Origin of the sequence: Alteromonas sp. KUL42, assembly GCF_006538325.1 — a bacterium.
Lineage (GTDB): Bacteria > Pseudomonadota > Gammaproteobacteria > Enterobacterales > Alteromonadaceae > Alteromonas.
This window is the reverse complement of record NZ_BJKK01000009.1, coordinates 26944-42490: the sequence shown is the minus strand read 5'-3', so window position 1 is coordinate 42490 and position 15547 is coordinate 26944. Positions and strand designations below refer to the sequence as shown.

General features: G+C 40.0%; 10 protein-coding genes. 7 read left to right on the top strand and 3 right to left on the bottom strand.

The genetic code is table 11. From position 1 onward, the window contains the following. Window positions 1-7 precede the first annotated feature (7 nt). Window positions 8-3007 carry a BNR-4 repeat-containing protein gene (locus tag EYR97_RS13155; protein WP_131094869.1) on the top strand — a complete coding sequence of 1000 codons (3000 nt, stop codon included), beginning with the start codon at window positions 8-10 and terminating at the stop codon, window positions 3005-3007. 9 nt (window positions 3008-3016) lie between these two features. After that, the gene (locus EYR97_RS13150; protein WP_131094868.1) at window positions 3017-3532 is read left to right on the top strand and encodes a hypothetical protein; all 516 of its coding nucleotides are present in this window, start codon (window positions 3017-3019) and stop codon (window positions 3530-3532) included. Between the two features lie 41 nt (window positions 3533-3573). Here EYR97_RS13150 and EYR97_RS13145 read toward each other — a convergent pair whose 3' ends face one another. From EYR97_RS13145 to EYR97_RS13135, 3 genes are all read right to left on the bottom strand, one after another. After that, the gene (locus EYR97_RS13145; RefSeq protein ID WP_242635070.1) at window positions 3574-5298 is read right to left on the bottom strand and encodes a right-handed parallel beta-helix repeat-containing protein; all 1725 of its coding nucleotides are present in this window, start codon (window positions 5296-5298) and stop codon (window positions 3574-3576) included. A gap of 494 nt (window positions 5299-5792) precedes the next feature. Beyond that, window positions 5793-6581 (bottom strand): hypothetical protein, encoded by a 789-nt coding sequence (locus EYR97_RS13140; protein WP_131094867.1) that lies wholly within the window; start codon window positions 6579-6581, stop codon window positions 5793-5795. 459 nt (window positions 6582-7040) lie between these two features. Further along, a complete protein-coding gene (locus EYR97_RS13135) occupies window positions 7041-8510 on the bottom strand; it encodes a helix-turn-helix transcriptional regulator (RefSeq protein ID WP_131094866.1) in 1470 nt (489 codons plus the stop codon). Window positions 8511-9744: 1234 nt separating this feature from the next. On the opposite strand from EYR97_RS13135, the gene EYR97_RS13130 reads away from it, so the two are divergent. From EYR97_RS13130 to EYR97_RS13115, 5 genes are all read left to right on the top strand, one after another. After that, window positions 9745-10671, top strand: a complete 927-nt coding sequence (locus EYR97_RS13130; RefSeq protein WP_131094865.1) for a ParA family protein — start codon at window positions 9745-9747, stop codon at window positions 10669-10671. Then, on the top strand, window positions 10668-11798 hold the full coding sequence (locus tag EYR97_RS13125; protein WP_131094864.1) for a ParB N-terminal domain-containing protein: 1131 nt from the start codon (window positions 10668-10670) through the stop codon (window positions 11796-11798). Before EYR97_RS13130 ends, EYR97_RS13125 begins: the two co-directional genes overlap by 4 nt. A gap of 414 nt (window positions 11799-12212) precedes the next feature. Continuing rightward, window positions 12213-12845, top strand: coding sequence for a hypothetical protein (locus EYR97_RS22405; protein WP_242635069.1), 633 nt, complete (start codon window positions 12213-12215; stop codon window positions 12843-12845). A 70-nt stretch (window positions 12846-12915) separates the two neighbouring features. Continuing rightward, complete coding sequence (locus EYR97_RS22400) at window positions 12916-13923, top strand: hypothetical protein (RefSeq protein WP_242635068.1); 1008 nt, start codon at window positions 12916-12918, stop codon at window positions 13921-13923. Between the two features lie 71 nt (window positions 13924-13994). Continuing rightward, window positions 13995-15443, top strand: coding sequence for a sulfatase-like hydrolase/transferase (locus EYR97_RS13115; RefSeq protein WP_242635067.1), 1449 nt, complete (start codon window positions 13995-13997; stop codon window positions 15441-15443). The last annotated feature ends 104 nt before the right edge of the window (window positions 15444-15547 follow it).

Here is a 15547-nt window from a genome sequence, read left to right as displayed (position 1 = left end):
TAAAATTATGAAATGCCTAAAAACATTGTTAGTTTCAACCACCTTACTGGGTGCGTTTTCGTTAAATGCGGAAGTGACACTTGAACAACAAGTAAAAATTACCGATGAAGGACTGCACTTCGATGGCAGAAACCTCGATTTTTCAAACGTAGGTACACCTGATACGGGTGAGAAGTACGACTATTTTTTCGGCCCGAACATCTCTGCACATGGTGATGCAGTGAAAACCTATAAGCACTATGTCTTTATGACGTGGTATAAGGGCGGGAAAAGCGAAAGAAACGTGATGCTCACTCGTTACAATACAATTAGCGGTGAGTTATCTACGATAGAGTTCCCACACAAGCACACAGGGTTTAGAGGGGACCCACTCGTTGGCGAGTCGCACAACACAATTGGTTTAGCGGTTAGCCCGATTAATGGCACCATCCATATGGTGTTCGACATGCACGCATATGATAACAATAACCACGGCGGCAAATTTAAAGACGATTTCTTTCGCTATTCTTATAGCATACCTGGTGCCGCTGAGCTTCCCCACTCAGAATTTACGCTAGATAAATTTGTAAAAGATACCAGTGAAGTCAGTCAAGGGGATGATGATTACAAGCACCTCACCATGACCGGTGACCTAAGCGATAAAAGCAATTTTGCTCGCCTGACCTATCCCAAGTTTTTTACCACAGTAGACGGTACGCTACTTCTTTATATGCGCCTTGGCGGAAACAATAATGGCGCTTATGTTTTCAATCGCTATGACGCTGAGACAGAAAAGTGGTCGACGTTCACTAAGTTTAATGAAAACAACCAAAAGCTTAAAGGCAACGACTATAACTGGGGCCTTTATGGAAACATGAAATACGTGAATGGCAAGCTTCGCGTAGGCTTTCAACAGCGAAGTAACAATAATTCAGACAAGTATAAATACCAAAACGGTGTCTATTACGCATATTCAGACCATCCAGATGGTTTCGGTGATTGGAAGAACCACAAAGGTGAGCCAATGACGTGGCCGCTCATCAATTCAGATGAGATTAAAGTATTTGAACCAGGTGACTATATAAGCCACACCGAAGCCAACTCGGTTTACATTGTGGGAAGTTTTGACTGGACTGTTACAGAGAAAGGCGACATTCATATAATCAGCAAAGTGCGTTCTACAGACCGTAATAGACCTGATTACGAAGAAGTATATATTCATTCATATAAACCGGCTGGCGCTGATGAATTTATAATTAGTACTGATTTCACCGGTGCAAGCGAGATTTATACATCAGGTGACAATGTCTATATTGTAGGTTTAGAGGGGGGCCGCCCCTATGTTGAGAAAGCCCAAGGCGGCACCAATAACTTTGTCAGAGTGTATAAAGCCACCGATGGACCAGTTTTCGATCACGGTACACTTTATATAAAAGATGGCAAAGTCTACTACTACCTTATGGAGCGTACTTCAGGTAACGCAATGCCGCTTTATCTCCAAATTATCGATTTGGACATAGAGTCTGATGCTAATGCACCGCTAGTATCTTTCCCCTCCCCTTCACTATCTGTAGAGCAAGGTTTTGAAAAACTAAGTCTAAACATTTCTGCTGAAAGCCCTGTAGAAGGCAGAACCATACAGTCTGTTACGCTTTATATTAACGATGAGTTAGTACGTACAGACACATCCCTGCCCTACTTATTTGGTCATGGGTCTAAACCCCATGAAACGGGCGCTATGGGATGGTTGGACACCCATGAGCCAAACCCTACCCCACTTGAGGCAGGACGCCATATATTTAAAGCTGTAGCGGTAGATAGCGAAGGTGATAGCGCTATTGCAACAATGGTACTTAACGTTAACTCAAACGCCCCCATCGTTTCATTTCCTCAAGAGAATTTAGAAGTAGATGAAGGATTTGAAAAACTCAACCTTACCATTAATGCAGAAAGTGCTGTAGAAGGGCGTTCTATCGAATCAGTGTCTCTCTACATTGATGGCGAGTTTGTTAGAACAGATACTTCTCTTCCTTATCTATTTGGACATGCGTCAAAACCTCATGAAACGGGTGCTATGGGATGGCTTGACACTCATTCACCGAACCCCTCACCGTTGACAGCTGGCACCTATGAGTTTACAGCTGTTGCTATTGATAGTGAAGGTGAGGAGTCTACAGCGTCGATGCAGCTAGTAGTGAAGGGCGAGCCGCAACCACCAGTCGTTACGTGGCCTAATTCAACTGTGACAGTCTATGAAGGCTATGAAAAACTAGCGATTACTATCGATGCAGAATCACCTGTAGAAGGCCGTGATGTACAGTCGGTTACTCTGTATAGAAATGGCGAATTGGTAAGGGTAGATACCCGCCCAGTTTGGAACTTTGGCCATTCTCATGCGCCATACGAATTTGGCGCTATGGGTTGGTTAGACCGTCATGAACCTAACCCCTCGCCTTTAGGTGTAGGCACTCACACGTTTACTGCTGTCGCGAAAGATAGTGCGGGTCTTGAGGGTGAAAGCGATATGACACTAGTTGTTCTTAGCTTACCAGGGCCTTCAGTAATGATAAACGAAAGCGATATCTCACTGCTTACTGAATATCAAAACCTTTCCATAACGGCAGACGCCTCTACGGCGAATGACGATATTTCTCTGGTTAGCTTAGCACTTTACATTGATGACCAGTTGGTAAGAGAAATCTATGAACCTCCATTTGAATGGGGAGCTGAAAACTATTCAGATGAATTACTCGATTTGCCAGAGGGTACGCATTTAGTAAAAGTCGTTGCTACTGATTCAAACAATAAGCAGTCTGAATCAAGCATTTTTATAAATATTAATCTACTCGGTGACCTTAACAATGACTCCGTTGTAGATAATAGAGATATTCGACTCTTTACGGCTGCGATGCGCAATGGACAAGAAATGAATATTCGTTATGACTTCAACAATGATGGCGTTGTAAATAACAGAGATACTCGCGGTCTCGTTCGTCGCTGTACCTATTCACGCTGCGGCTCAAATTAGGAGTAAAAAATGAAAATAGCGAATTTAATTCTTATCTTTGGTTTAGTGATGTCCTTTTCGTCGAAAGCATCATTAATTACCTTTTCAAATGATTCCTCGTCCTACCTAAATGGAGACATCATTGAAATAGAGGTATTCATAAACAACGCTAATCCTGCGATAGACTTCCTTGAAGTTGTATGGGATTTCGATGCTAGTCTTTTCGAATTCGATGTGCTTTCCGTCACAGACAGTGTGTTTAATAACTCTTACTTTGACGATGCTTATGCCGTTGGCAATGAATTAATATTCCAACTAGGCCTATCACCCAATTGGAGTAGTGTTCTCGGTACGTCATTTAAACTGGGTACGTTTAGCTTTGTTGCTTTAGAAGACGGCGTGTTATCACCTGAACTTACATTAGTTGACATGTATGCGCAAAATTTTGACGGAGACGACATAGACGCAACATCGGTTCCTGCCCCATCAACCCTGGCAATATTTTGTATTGCAGGGATTATATTTTTCAGAAAGCGGATGAGTTAATTAAAATGGCCCAAGATTTCTAGTCTTGGGCCGAATTTTTCCTACCGTTTTAGTCTTTTTTGTTTCTGATATTCATAAAGAGAGGGTATAGACACTTTTGAATTTATGTCAGCTATATACGGTAAAGGATAATGTTCCACTGCAAACTTCCTGTTTCCGTATATACCAATAACTCTTGCATCAGGCCCTTCTGTTTGGCCTAAAATTCTTACGGTTTCGTTACTATCAGCACCACTTTCAACAAATATTTTTGCGTTCCACGTGGTGTTATAACGCCCGTGTCCAGGTTGCCAATACCCTGCCCCACCGCCAAACCATAAATCATAGTAGGGACCTTTTTCATCGCGCTGAGCTTCTATATGAAAAGTCATGTTATCGTAAAGGTTTTGGTGATTAGCGCCTGCATGCTGATCTAGCGTTGGCTGAGTGAAAGCTTCTCCCCGCAAAAATACACTTTTAGTCGACTTGGTATTCATGCTAAAGGTATGAACAGTCGGATTTGATATTTTGGCATCTTCGACTAAAAAATTGTGCACGCTGCCAAGGTGAATACCATAATGACCAAAACGTGTTCCATAGCTGTGTATATTGGAGATAGTCACGTTTCCGCTGTTTTCGGTCAATATGGCGCTATCGGCATTGTTAAAGCTTACATCTCTTATCCAACCATTAAACACACTAGTCAAATAGATCCCGTTAAAACCTTGTTCAACGTGATGGCCATAGGTATCACCCATTGGGAATTGAATTGACAACCCCTCAATACCAACTTCTTCTAGGTGCTCCCATGATGAGATGTGGGCGGGTATATCATTATTAATGTCATGTAGAAGAGGATCGCGTATCTCGATCTTATTTCCTTTAACTGATTCTACTTGAGTGGGCTGCATTACTAGTGGACGATTAGGAAAATCAAAGTGATGTGAACCGATCACCAGGTCGGTATCTCCATAAATTGACTTTATAATACCGGCTTGTTTACCGATTTTGTTGTGCCAGTCTATTCTGAGTATGTCACCAACTGAAATTTCTGATGTGTTGCTAACTTCTAAGGTTTTTGTCCCTCTCTTACCTTGGGTAATTTTCGCTAACATTGGAAGCTGTTTATCTAACTCTTCTAGGTAAGGTACTGGTCGAGTTCCTTCTTTTTGAACCCATATCACCCCTCCGGACCAAGAGTATTCTGAAAAATAATCATCGATATAGATCTCAGCATTACGTTGTTTTTTGTTATGTAACCTTAAATAGTTTCTTAATTCATCTAAGTGAGGGGTTTTATCAATGATTGAAAGAGGCATTGGAAAGTAGAGTTGAGTGCCCTTTCCGCCCATTCCTTTCCCGCTAACCGTAATATTTCCCCGAGTAATTTTAAGAATGTCTTTTACGATAAACTGCCCTTTGGGAAATGTTACTGTGACATGTCCATTTATACTATGGGCGTGTTTCAGGGCGCTTAATATAGCCTTTGTATCATCTTTTTCGTCATCAGGTACTGCACCGAAGTCCTGAACGTCTACGTAAGTGGTCGTTTCTCGATGTGTAATATCTCTTTCACCAAAGTGATAACCTGCATAAGAATAATCAGGGAGATAAACATTATTTGATTGTAGTTTTTGTTCGGTATGTAGATCCGGTGCTGCAATAATTGAGTTATGAAATGATGTAAACATTAGTGAGAAGCAAATATACTTTAACGGTGTATATAGCAGTGGCTTTCTATATGTAATTTTAGCAACTCTCATTGTTGAAGCTTTCTCTTTATTCAAAAAGTGGTGTCTTAACAATATATTCACAATCAATCAATAACAAGCACTATCGGTCAAATATGCTGTTGTATATTCACTCGAAGCGATTACCAAATAGTACAAACTTCTCTAACAAGGCTAACGTTTGTTACAAATAACTAATTCAGAATTAGTGAGAGTATCGGCGAAGCCATATATAAACTTTTTATCTAACATCTATATTACTTCTAATGTGTGCACCAATGTGATTATAGGACCTTGTAAGTACAATGTTGCTCTTCAATGACAATAGTGGCGCATGTATGTACTCTTCCTCACGCATCAATGGCGCTGTTTTGCTCTATAGCGCCCTAGCAAGTTCTTAATATGGCCTAGAGATTGGACAGGTAAGCTCAGAAAGAGGCAAAAGTAGATTGTCTTTTAGTAAAAAGAAGAAAATGAGAGTAATTTATTGAAATATACGCGCAAAAAAGCCCTCGAAAAGTCGAGTTTTTCTTAATTGAGCGCTAAGCTAGCTAAATCTTACCTAAGCTCTTTAGTTTTTGTAGGTGTTTAGCTGCTTCCTGAGGTGTTCTTGGTGAGGCGTTTAGTGGTTCAGGTGAGCGGATGGTCTCTATGTGCTTCTTTCTTTGAACAACGTTGCACAATTTTGTTATGAGAGATTTCACACATTTAGCTGCAGTGTCGAACTGTCTTACAATTAAGAATTTCACAAACCCTTTAGTGTAACTATAGTCTATGATGCCCCAGTGCTTTAAGGTGTTGATTACACGTCTAACAGTGTTTTGAGACCATTTTAAAAATCGAGCAAGTGAAGGCACTGTACGCTGTAAGCTATTTCGATTTTTCTCAACATTCCACTTATGCTGGTTTTGAAGATACCCATGCATGATAAGAGCTTTGTGAACATGTTTAGAACTGTTACCTGATAATAGAGATATATTACGTTTCAACTGTCCTACATGCACTTTAAAAAAAGTCATGGCGCGTTCTTGGCTACTTTTACTCTTATTCTTTGAGGTAATAAGCGTCTTTTCTAGCTCCCGAGCGAACAAAGCAGCATAGCTATGCTCGCCCACGTGCAGCCGGTGGGATATTTTATCGTAATACGGGTGAAAGGTGCCCTGCCCTTCCTCTAATGGTTGGCTCTTCTTTAAAAAACCTTTTTCTATCAGGGATGTTATAGCTTCACGAACAGCATTTGGCGAGTAGCCAATCTTGTTACAGATTGCTTGTGTTGTCTGTTTGAATTGTCGTTTGTATGGTCGCATTTGAGATGCAAAAAAAGCAACATGTGCAAACACAAAGGACTCTGTGTCTGACAAATACTCAAATTGCCCTGGCGACATAAAAACAACGTCGTCATAGTTGTTATTAGAATTCATCTTTTTTACCAACAATATACGCAGATTTGCTGATAAAAAACGCATTAGTGGTTGACCTGATCTGGTAAACCGCTAGAATTAGATGTGTAACTGCTTCGAAAAGTTACATCTAAAGACCCGTGCAGTGCGCCAACACTCCACGGGTTTTGTTTTTAGCGCTTCTTATCTATCCATATTTCAAAGTGCTCTTCACTGAGCTTTTAAAGATAATATCATTTTTTTTCTTGTTTTCTCGATAGGTGTAATCTTTATATGAAAGGTATGATAGATCAAGGCGGATCACGATCTATTTGTGATCTTTTTAAAGATTCGATCCAGGTGTTAATCCTTGATTTTGTTAGATTAAAGATTCGATCCAAATACTAATTCAATACTGCGTTATCTGCGATCTTCTAATTTACCCAGAATATGGAGCGCAGACATATCGCGTCTAAAGGCGATCACAGGTATACCCTGCTCTGGGGAATAGCCAATATTGATTAAATAGCCCTGTACAGTAGCTCTTCCATATTCAACGACGAGCTCTCCTTTTCGCTGTTCTGATAGATGACAAGTTCCGACCTGCTTAACGATCTTATCCTCTACAGCTTCGTGTATTTTTGCTTTATAAGACGGATCTGAATTAGCCAAGACCATATTTGAGAATTTTCGTTTGAATTCATTTAGGCTAGATGAAGGTGCCACCGATTCTCTTAGCTCATTCCAGGCATATAGTTGCTGTGCTTGACGACCAGTAATTAAATGCTCTCTAGCCCACAGCCCAAAAAGAATTTCGATCTCATTTTTAGTAGCAAAGACGTCACTATCAATGAGTAACATATCGTCTAATGTCCGCCTTTCCTTAATCGCTGCAACAATACTCTTCACCGTCGAGCGTGGAAATTGAATTACTGCAGCCTTTTTTTCGACGTTTTTTGAATCCTCATAGGTCACTATGGCTTCCAATCGAAACAACTTGTAATACAATTCGATATCAACAATAAAGTCCTTATTACTATCGTAAAAATCTCTCATATCAAAAGTCGTAGCTGAGAGCCGATGTAGCGACTGAATAGCATTATTAATGTAGCCGCCAGCAGAGGCTTCCGATACGGGAATATCTTTGGCCATTGTTATCAGAGGCTCTAGAGGTAGAGTAAAGGTCTCCCCAATATTTTCCGACTCATCTAATTGCTCGGATATATGATTTATCAGCCAAGTGATTGCGCTAGCGTAGTAGCTCATATCGGGAAGATATATAAGCCTCCCCTCCTCTGCTCTGGCTGTAATAAGAACAGGTTTAGGTCTTCCCTCTTCGCGTAGCTTAATGCTAATTGTACTCGATTTATCTTTACGATTAGTCCGCATTGCTTTGACCAAGTAGCGAACTATCTGAAGCTCCATGAACCTTGTTTTGTCGTCGTAGCGTTCAATATTTATCGTTTCAACAGTACTTGATGATACGGACTGTAAATTATCTGAAGCAGCATCTTCTTTTTCTACATCAGACGCTGTTAAGAAATGACCTTTAGGAATTGCTAATTTATAAAGCTTTCCTCTACGTTTCTTAATGGGATCGGTAGTTATAAACTCACTTGAAATTAGCCCTTCCTTTTCCAACTGCACTAAATGATGGCGTACATTCGAAATTTTACGGCTTATTCTCGCTGATATGAAATCTAAGCTAGCCGTTAGTTCTTCAATCTCTTGCAGGGCAATAAATATGTCTGAAGCCACAGTACTAGTAGTAGGTGATATGTTTAAAGAACTACAAAGTCTCATAAATACTTTGAAATCGAAGTCGTCTTGAACCGATACCAGTGGAGCCTTGAATCCATATTTTTCAGATAAACCGAATAGCTCACGCACTTTACTTTCTTCCTATAGATTTTAGTCTTTTTGCAGATTCGATCCAAAGGTTATCCGAGAAGCTTTATCATGTCTACGACTACGCGAAATTGCTAGAATAGATATGGGATGAAATACTGGTCGACAAACTGTCAGCAGTTAAAACTAGAATTGAAAAGAGACGCTAAGTTACTCCTGTTTTATTTAATGCAAAGAACGATAATAAAAGCACTGAACTTTGTCTATTGTTCTTCCACCAGAATTGCTGGTTGGCTTTCTTCAAAATTGAATAGAAAAAAGTATGTCTTCTGTAGATATGGCTATACTGAAAGAAGAGCTCACTGAGGCGGGTTGTTGCTTCGACTATGTAAAGAAGGCTTATGACGGACGTCTTCTAACCTCCTTTTCATATCGTTATTGTTTCCGCGGAAACAACTAACATTTGTTCCCTTGTAGACCAGTAAAATCGCGACTTCACGCCTGACTTCATTTTATTAGTAAAATGCACAAATATGCTGGAAACATCCTGTTGCTTAGCTCGTGAGTTCAAAATTTCTATATAGCCAAAACAAATTCTCGTCGATAGCGAAGTAAGACACTACCTCTTGGTAGGACTTAATCTAGCTTGAGCGAAACTGAAACTTGTTGGAATCAGAAACATTATATATAGGCTATTATAATGACATTCGCGGAAGTATTTATCTTGTCTTTCAAAATAGCAAAATTCAAGCGAACTACTATGCATATCTCTTCCTCGAGAGCTGATAGCTAGATACATCAGCATTTAGTTCTCGTCCATGAGGAGATACAACATATCATGACGGAACAGCCGGACATCATTTTATTGTTGGCCCGAGATTGTGAGCTTTGTGTAAAACGCAGGTTAGTGTTTTCCAGTTATATGATTGGCGTAAACAACTCAACAGGTTTGTTTCTAGAAATTGTTTCCGCGGAAACAATTAGAAGAAAAAACGGTATGGTCTAGTAAAGACGCAGCCTGTAGCAACTCGAGAATAGAAAATTAATTAACGTAAAGTTTTTTTATTACTCAATATTTAAGCGGATACAACGAAAACTTTGCGCGTAAAGGTTGTACTTTGAGACCTTTTTAATCAATCCTTATTCGTCTTCTTCCTCTAAATTTTATATATGGTACTGCAAGCCTATCAAAGTCCTCACTTCTAAAGATTCGATCCGAGACATTAAATAGTTGGCGTGTCAATATAACGAAATGTCCTGAAAGAAGGTTAGAATAATGAATAAAACAGAGTTGTATAACGGAATGCGTGTTCTTTCTAGCTACCACCGCAAGGGTGGCGTAGGTAAAACTTTTTTAGCTTCTACTATTGCTTACCTACTTGCCACTGGTGGCCCAGATGGAAAAGGTAAAAAGCGGCGTGTTTTAGTATTAGACTATGATTCACAGCAAGATTCATCAAAAGCATTTCTGAAAATGGATGCTATCCCAGGAGATGATGAATATGCTGCGCCTTTACATCCAGAGTTTGATGATATAGATGACCCCGAATGGAGTGGTAGAAATACCAGTACCGATATACTGTTCAATTCTCCCGTATACGAATATCCAACTGCTTTTGAAAACATTAAGGTACTACCTTCAGAAGGCAACGTTGATAGAGTGCTCGCGCTTACTCCTGAATCTGATAGATTAGTTTCGAAAATTACCGCTCATATGCGAGATTGGTTCTCAGTTGATGAATTGGCCGACGATTACGATATAGTTATCGTTGATAACCCACCAAGTAAATCTCCCGTGTCTGCTGGCATGTTGGGTGCTGCTACGCATGTGATTATTCCTACAGAACCAGAATACGACTCAATTGATGGCGTGCCGATGCTTCTTAATAGGATCGATCGAATTAACGAAGACAGAGCGCATAACCCACTAAAGATTATTGGTGTAGTTCCTAATAAGGTTCCTAGTAAGTCACGATTAACGCAAAAAGACGAAGTAGCATTAGCGAAACTCTATGATAGCGAAGGGCCTACAGGTAAATACATGAGTGCATTTTGGCTTCAGCAAAGAAATTGTTACAGAGTAATGGAACGGCCATCTGTTGATGAAACACACTTTAACTATGTTCATAACCACCACGCAAAAAGCGAAATGCAAAAACTTTATGCATTAATTGAAAGTAGCTTATGGGGAGATGAAGTATGACTGCTAAAAAACCAAGAAGCCGACGTGTTACGAAGCCATCTTCACAGGAAGATTTGATTAGTAAGTTTCAGTCAGGTGAAGGTGTATCGAAAAAATCTCAACAGATGCTAGATGATTTGAAGCAACGAGATAAGTCTAAAGAGAGTAACGTACACGACGATCCATTGTTTAAGACGTCATCTGAAATAGACAGGGTGCTAGTGGACTACATCCAGCCTCAATCAGATAATCCGCGGTATTTACCTGTCAAGTTTGCTAAACGTGATGATGCTGATTCAATTGCTTTGCTAAAAAACTGCGTAGTATGCGAAAAAGGGCTTATTGAAAATAGGTTGGATAAGAGTAACCCTAGATATGATGCGGTAGACGCAGAAATTGAGGAGATTAAAGGTTTAGCAGAGACACTCAAGCATAGTGAGTTAGTGCACCCAATCGCTGTGTGGCGTAAAAATATGTCTGATTATGCGATTGTAGCAGGCCACAGAAGATATTATGCGATACGTTATTTATATGGTGGTCTGATAAAAGTAAAAGTAAAAATATATGCAGAAAAGCCAAAAAACATAAATGTATTACGCCACATCGAAAATTTTTCGCGTAATGATTTAACGCTACCTGATGCTCTTAATAGTTATTCAAATGCTGTTACTGAGTTAGAAAGCATAGAAGGTGAAAAGCTATCAAAAAGTAGAGCCTCTGTTGTTACTTCATATTTAGGAATAGGTCGTACTACATTCTACCGTTATGACAAACTCTATGAATATCGAGAGTTTGTCATGCCGCTTCTGGAAAATAAAATAGTAGAATCTTTGCGAGGATTATACGAAGAGATAATAAAAGCAGAGCAAGAGGGTAGGGAAGAGGTAGAAAAATATCTCGGATCTTTATTATCGCAAGAAAAATTTCACAAATATCTACAAGTACCAGTAGTTAAGAAAGTAGGCAGAACTAAACAGTTTATTTCACTTCCTAAAGTAAAAGTTGACAAGGCATCCGCAATAAAACGTTTATTAACGGAAGATGTGACTCAGTTGGAGTTAGGAATCGATTGGAACAGCGTAGACTTTAATGACCCGGTGATGTTAGAAAAAGCATTAAAGGAGTTGTTTAAGTCCCTTTCAAAATAGTCTTTGTTTCCGCGGAAACATTTAGGCTCGTAGGCGCTGAAACTCTTTACAATAGCGGGTTTCAGCGCTTTTAAGTAAATGAATTAAATATCGAATAAAATATAGATTATACTTTCCGCCTTTATTCGATCCAGAGAGATAACAGCCTTATCTTAAAATGTTTGTTGTTGTAGCCCGATGTCAATTATCTCGGCTTAAACCTCTCCAGTACCTTCCCAACTAATCTTACTGGAATAATATAAACAATTTGTTATATATAGATTCATCTTCGGCTCTTTTGTACGCGACACAATTTGATAACAATTTTATTGATTGGTAATTACAATTAAGTCATAATCGCTCAAAAGTAATCATCTTTACTTCCTTTTAAGCGGCTTTCTTGCCGAAGCCTAGAATGAAAATAATGGAGGAAATGTGTCGAGTTCAGATGAGTTTGAAACACAACCGATAAGTCCAAATAAGTTACAGCCAGCTCGAGCATTTGCAGGGAGTTATGCAGGGGAACATGTCGCAGGAACAGAATTTGTAATTGGAGCACTTTTTGTATCTTGGGGAGTTGGGGCTGGTGATATTTTAGTTGGCCTACTTCTAGGTAATCTACTTGCTGTGCTTACTTGGGGTCTTTTAACCGCACCAATAGCAACAGAAACCCGGCTTACCTTATATGCTTATTTAGAAAAAATAGCAGGTAAAGGAACAATTAAATTATATAGTGTTGTGAATGGTATTCTTTTCAGTGTGCTTGCCGGTGCAATGATTACTGTATCTGCTTCTGCTGTAAGGATTTTGTTAGATATTCCTCCACAGGTGGACTGGTTTCCATCCGATTTTCGCTTTGTACTCGTCGCGCTCTTTGTCGGTGCTGTAGTGGTATTTATGGCTGTTAAAGGCTTTAAAAAGTTAGCTGCGTTTGCAGAAGTCTGTGCACCTTGGATGATTTTAATGTTCATTATTGGTGCGCTTTTCTTACTTCCCGCTCTAATCGAATCTACGCCTGGTATTACTTCTATTTCGTCATTTTCTGAGTTTTTATACTATTGCAAATGAATCTATATGGGTTAGAACGAGTAATGAAGTCGGCTTTTGGCACGTTGCCGCGTTTGCTTGGGTAGCAAATTTGGCTATGCATGGCGGTATGGGCGACATGACATTATTGCGTTTCGCTCGTTATTCTCGATACGGTTTTTTCTCTGCGTTAGGTATGTTTATAGGCCATTATATGGCGTGGATATGTGCAGGCATCATGGGGGCTGGCGCAGCAATTATCTTGGGCACGGCAATTACTAATTTAGATCCCGGTGCAGTTGCCTATCAGGCATTAGGTACATGCGGAATCATTGCCGTAATTATTGCGGGATGGACCACTTCAAACCCTACGATCTACCGTGCTGGCTTAGCATTTAGTTCGTTAAACCCAAAGTGGAGTAGGGAGAAGTCGACTATTGTGGTGGGCGTCGTAACGACTATCATAGCGTGCTTTCCTTTTGTGTTTTCCCAACTTCTCGGCTTTGTAGGAATCATGGGTCTTATGATGGCGCCAGTAGGTGCAATTATTGTCGCAGAACATTGGCTTTTCCCTAGGATTGGACTAACTCGTTACTGGTCACAATACAAAGGGAATAACACAAACTGGGCGGCAATAATCACATGGCTAACAGCGCTCGCTTTAAGCTATGTACTAGAGCAGTCAGGCGTACTTCATCTATTTTTCCTTCTAATTCCTATATGGATTTACTCAACGATAGTTTATTGCTTGCTATCAATTTCTATGGGCGCTAAAACCAGATTTGCGGAATCGGAAATCGCCGAAGCTGCGGAGGCAAGCCGTAGGCAAGAAGAGAAAACGTTTCTAGATGGTTTATCCAAGAGTTCGACACAAGTTTCCAAAGAAAAGTCTACGATTGTGGTCTCCGTTGCGACATACACTGCTATCGCTTCGTTAGTTGCCTGTCTGGTGATTGGGGTAATGGCTTTCGTCAATAATGGTGACAGTGGTTTGCACACGCCATTGTTGATAGCGACGATCATTTATTTCATTACAGCTACATACGTCTATCTTGCTAACACTAAAAACTCAAAGTCAGACAGTGAGTCTTCGACAGTAGCTAACGCAACTCAAAACTAGTTTCCAAAGTAGGGTTTCCCCTCTAGCGCCGTGAGTTAGAGGGGCTTTTTCTTTTCAACAGGACGAAGGTTGTGAAAATAACATTCTTTTATCTAACATTACTTCTTAACTGCTTAGCAGTATGTTTCAACGAAGCAGTAGCTAACGAAAATAACACTGCAAATACTAAAAACCGGCCTCCAAATATACTTTTCATACTCGCTGACGATCATCGTTGGGATTTGTTAAGCAGAAATTCGTCTCAAGTTCAAACGCCTAACCTCGATGCATTAGCTAATGACGGGGTGGTGTTTGAAAACGCCTTTGTAACAACTCCGATATGTGCTTCAAGTCGAATTAGTATTCTGACAGGTTTAACAGAGCGTACTCACGACTTTACTTTTGGGCGACCGCCCACAGGCGAAAAAGAATCGTCAAATATATACCCGGCGCTTTTAAAAAGTGCAGGTTACAGCACAGGCTTTGTGGGCAAGTATGAAATAAAATTGTCGGGAGAAGATGATGAACGGTTTGATTATTTCAAACCTCTTCTTCAGTCGAAAACTAATGAGTGGGATGGTGAACAAATACCACAAACACATTACATTAGAAATCTTGCGAGTGAATTTATTAAGCAAGCATCAAAAGGTGACAAGCCATGGGTGTTGGCGGTAAATTTTTGGAACCCCCATGCACATGACGTAGATAAGGTAGACCAGTTCCATTATCCGCCAGAATTTGAGCCTATGTACTCGGATGTAGAAATTGAAAAAGCCAATGTTTCTGATGACACAGCTTTTGAAGCGCTCCCTGATTTTCTAAAAACATCTATGGGAAGAATTCGTTGGGAATATCGATTCGCAACCGAAGAAATGTATCAAAGAATAGTGAAACGACATTATCGAGCTATTAGTAGCGTCGATGATGCCGTTGGCTCTTTAAACGAGCTTCTTAAGTATCTCCACTTGGATGATAACACGATTATTATCTACACTGGGGATAACGGTTACGCACTGAACGAACGCCAGTTGGCAGGGAAGTGGTTTGGTTGGGAAGAGGACCTACGAGTACCTCTCATCATTAAGGATCCTCGCATTCCGAGGCATAAAGAAGTAAGCGAGATTGCACTAAACATTGATATTGCACCAACAATACTCGACTTAGCTGGTGTGCCTATTCCATCTACGTATCAAGGTAATAGTTTAATCCCATTAATTGGAGGAGAAAAAGTTACTGAGTGGCGCGATGAATTTTTCTTTGAGCATATGTATCAACCGAAACGTGCTCCTATTCCGCCCATGTATGGTTTACGAACAGCACATTGGAAATTTGTGAATTTCTATAAAAATGACTATTTGCAACTATACGATCTGGAAAACGACCCGCTAGAAACTACTAATCTAGCGTATGAAGAAAAGTACCAGTACTTAACTAATGGGCTTTTACAGCGAGCAAATGTGTATATAGAAAAGTACGAAAATGCACGAAGTGAAGAAGTTAAATCAAGAAAAAGTTTCGAGAACACTCTCCTGCCAAATTAAATCCTTAATACTTATGGCTCTTCCTCGCTAGTTGGAGGGAGAGCCATCACTTAATAATTTCAAACTTCTCATAGCATCAAATTAAACCTGTGTGATTGATTTTG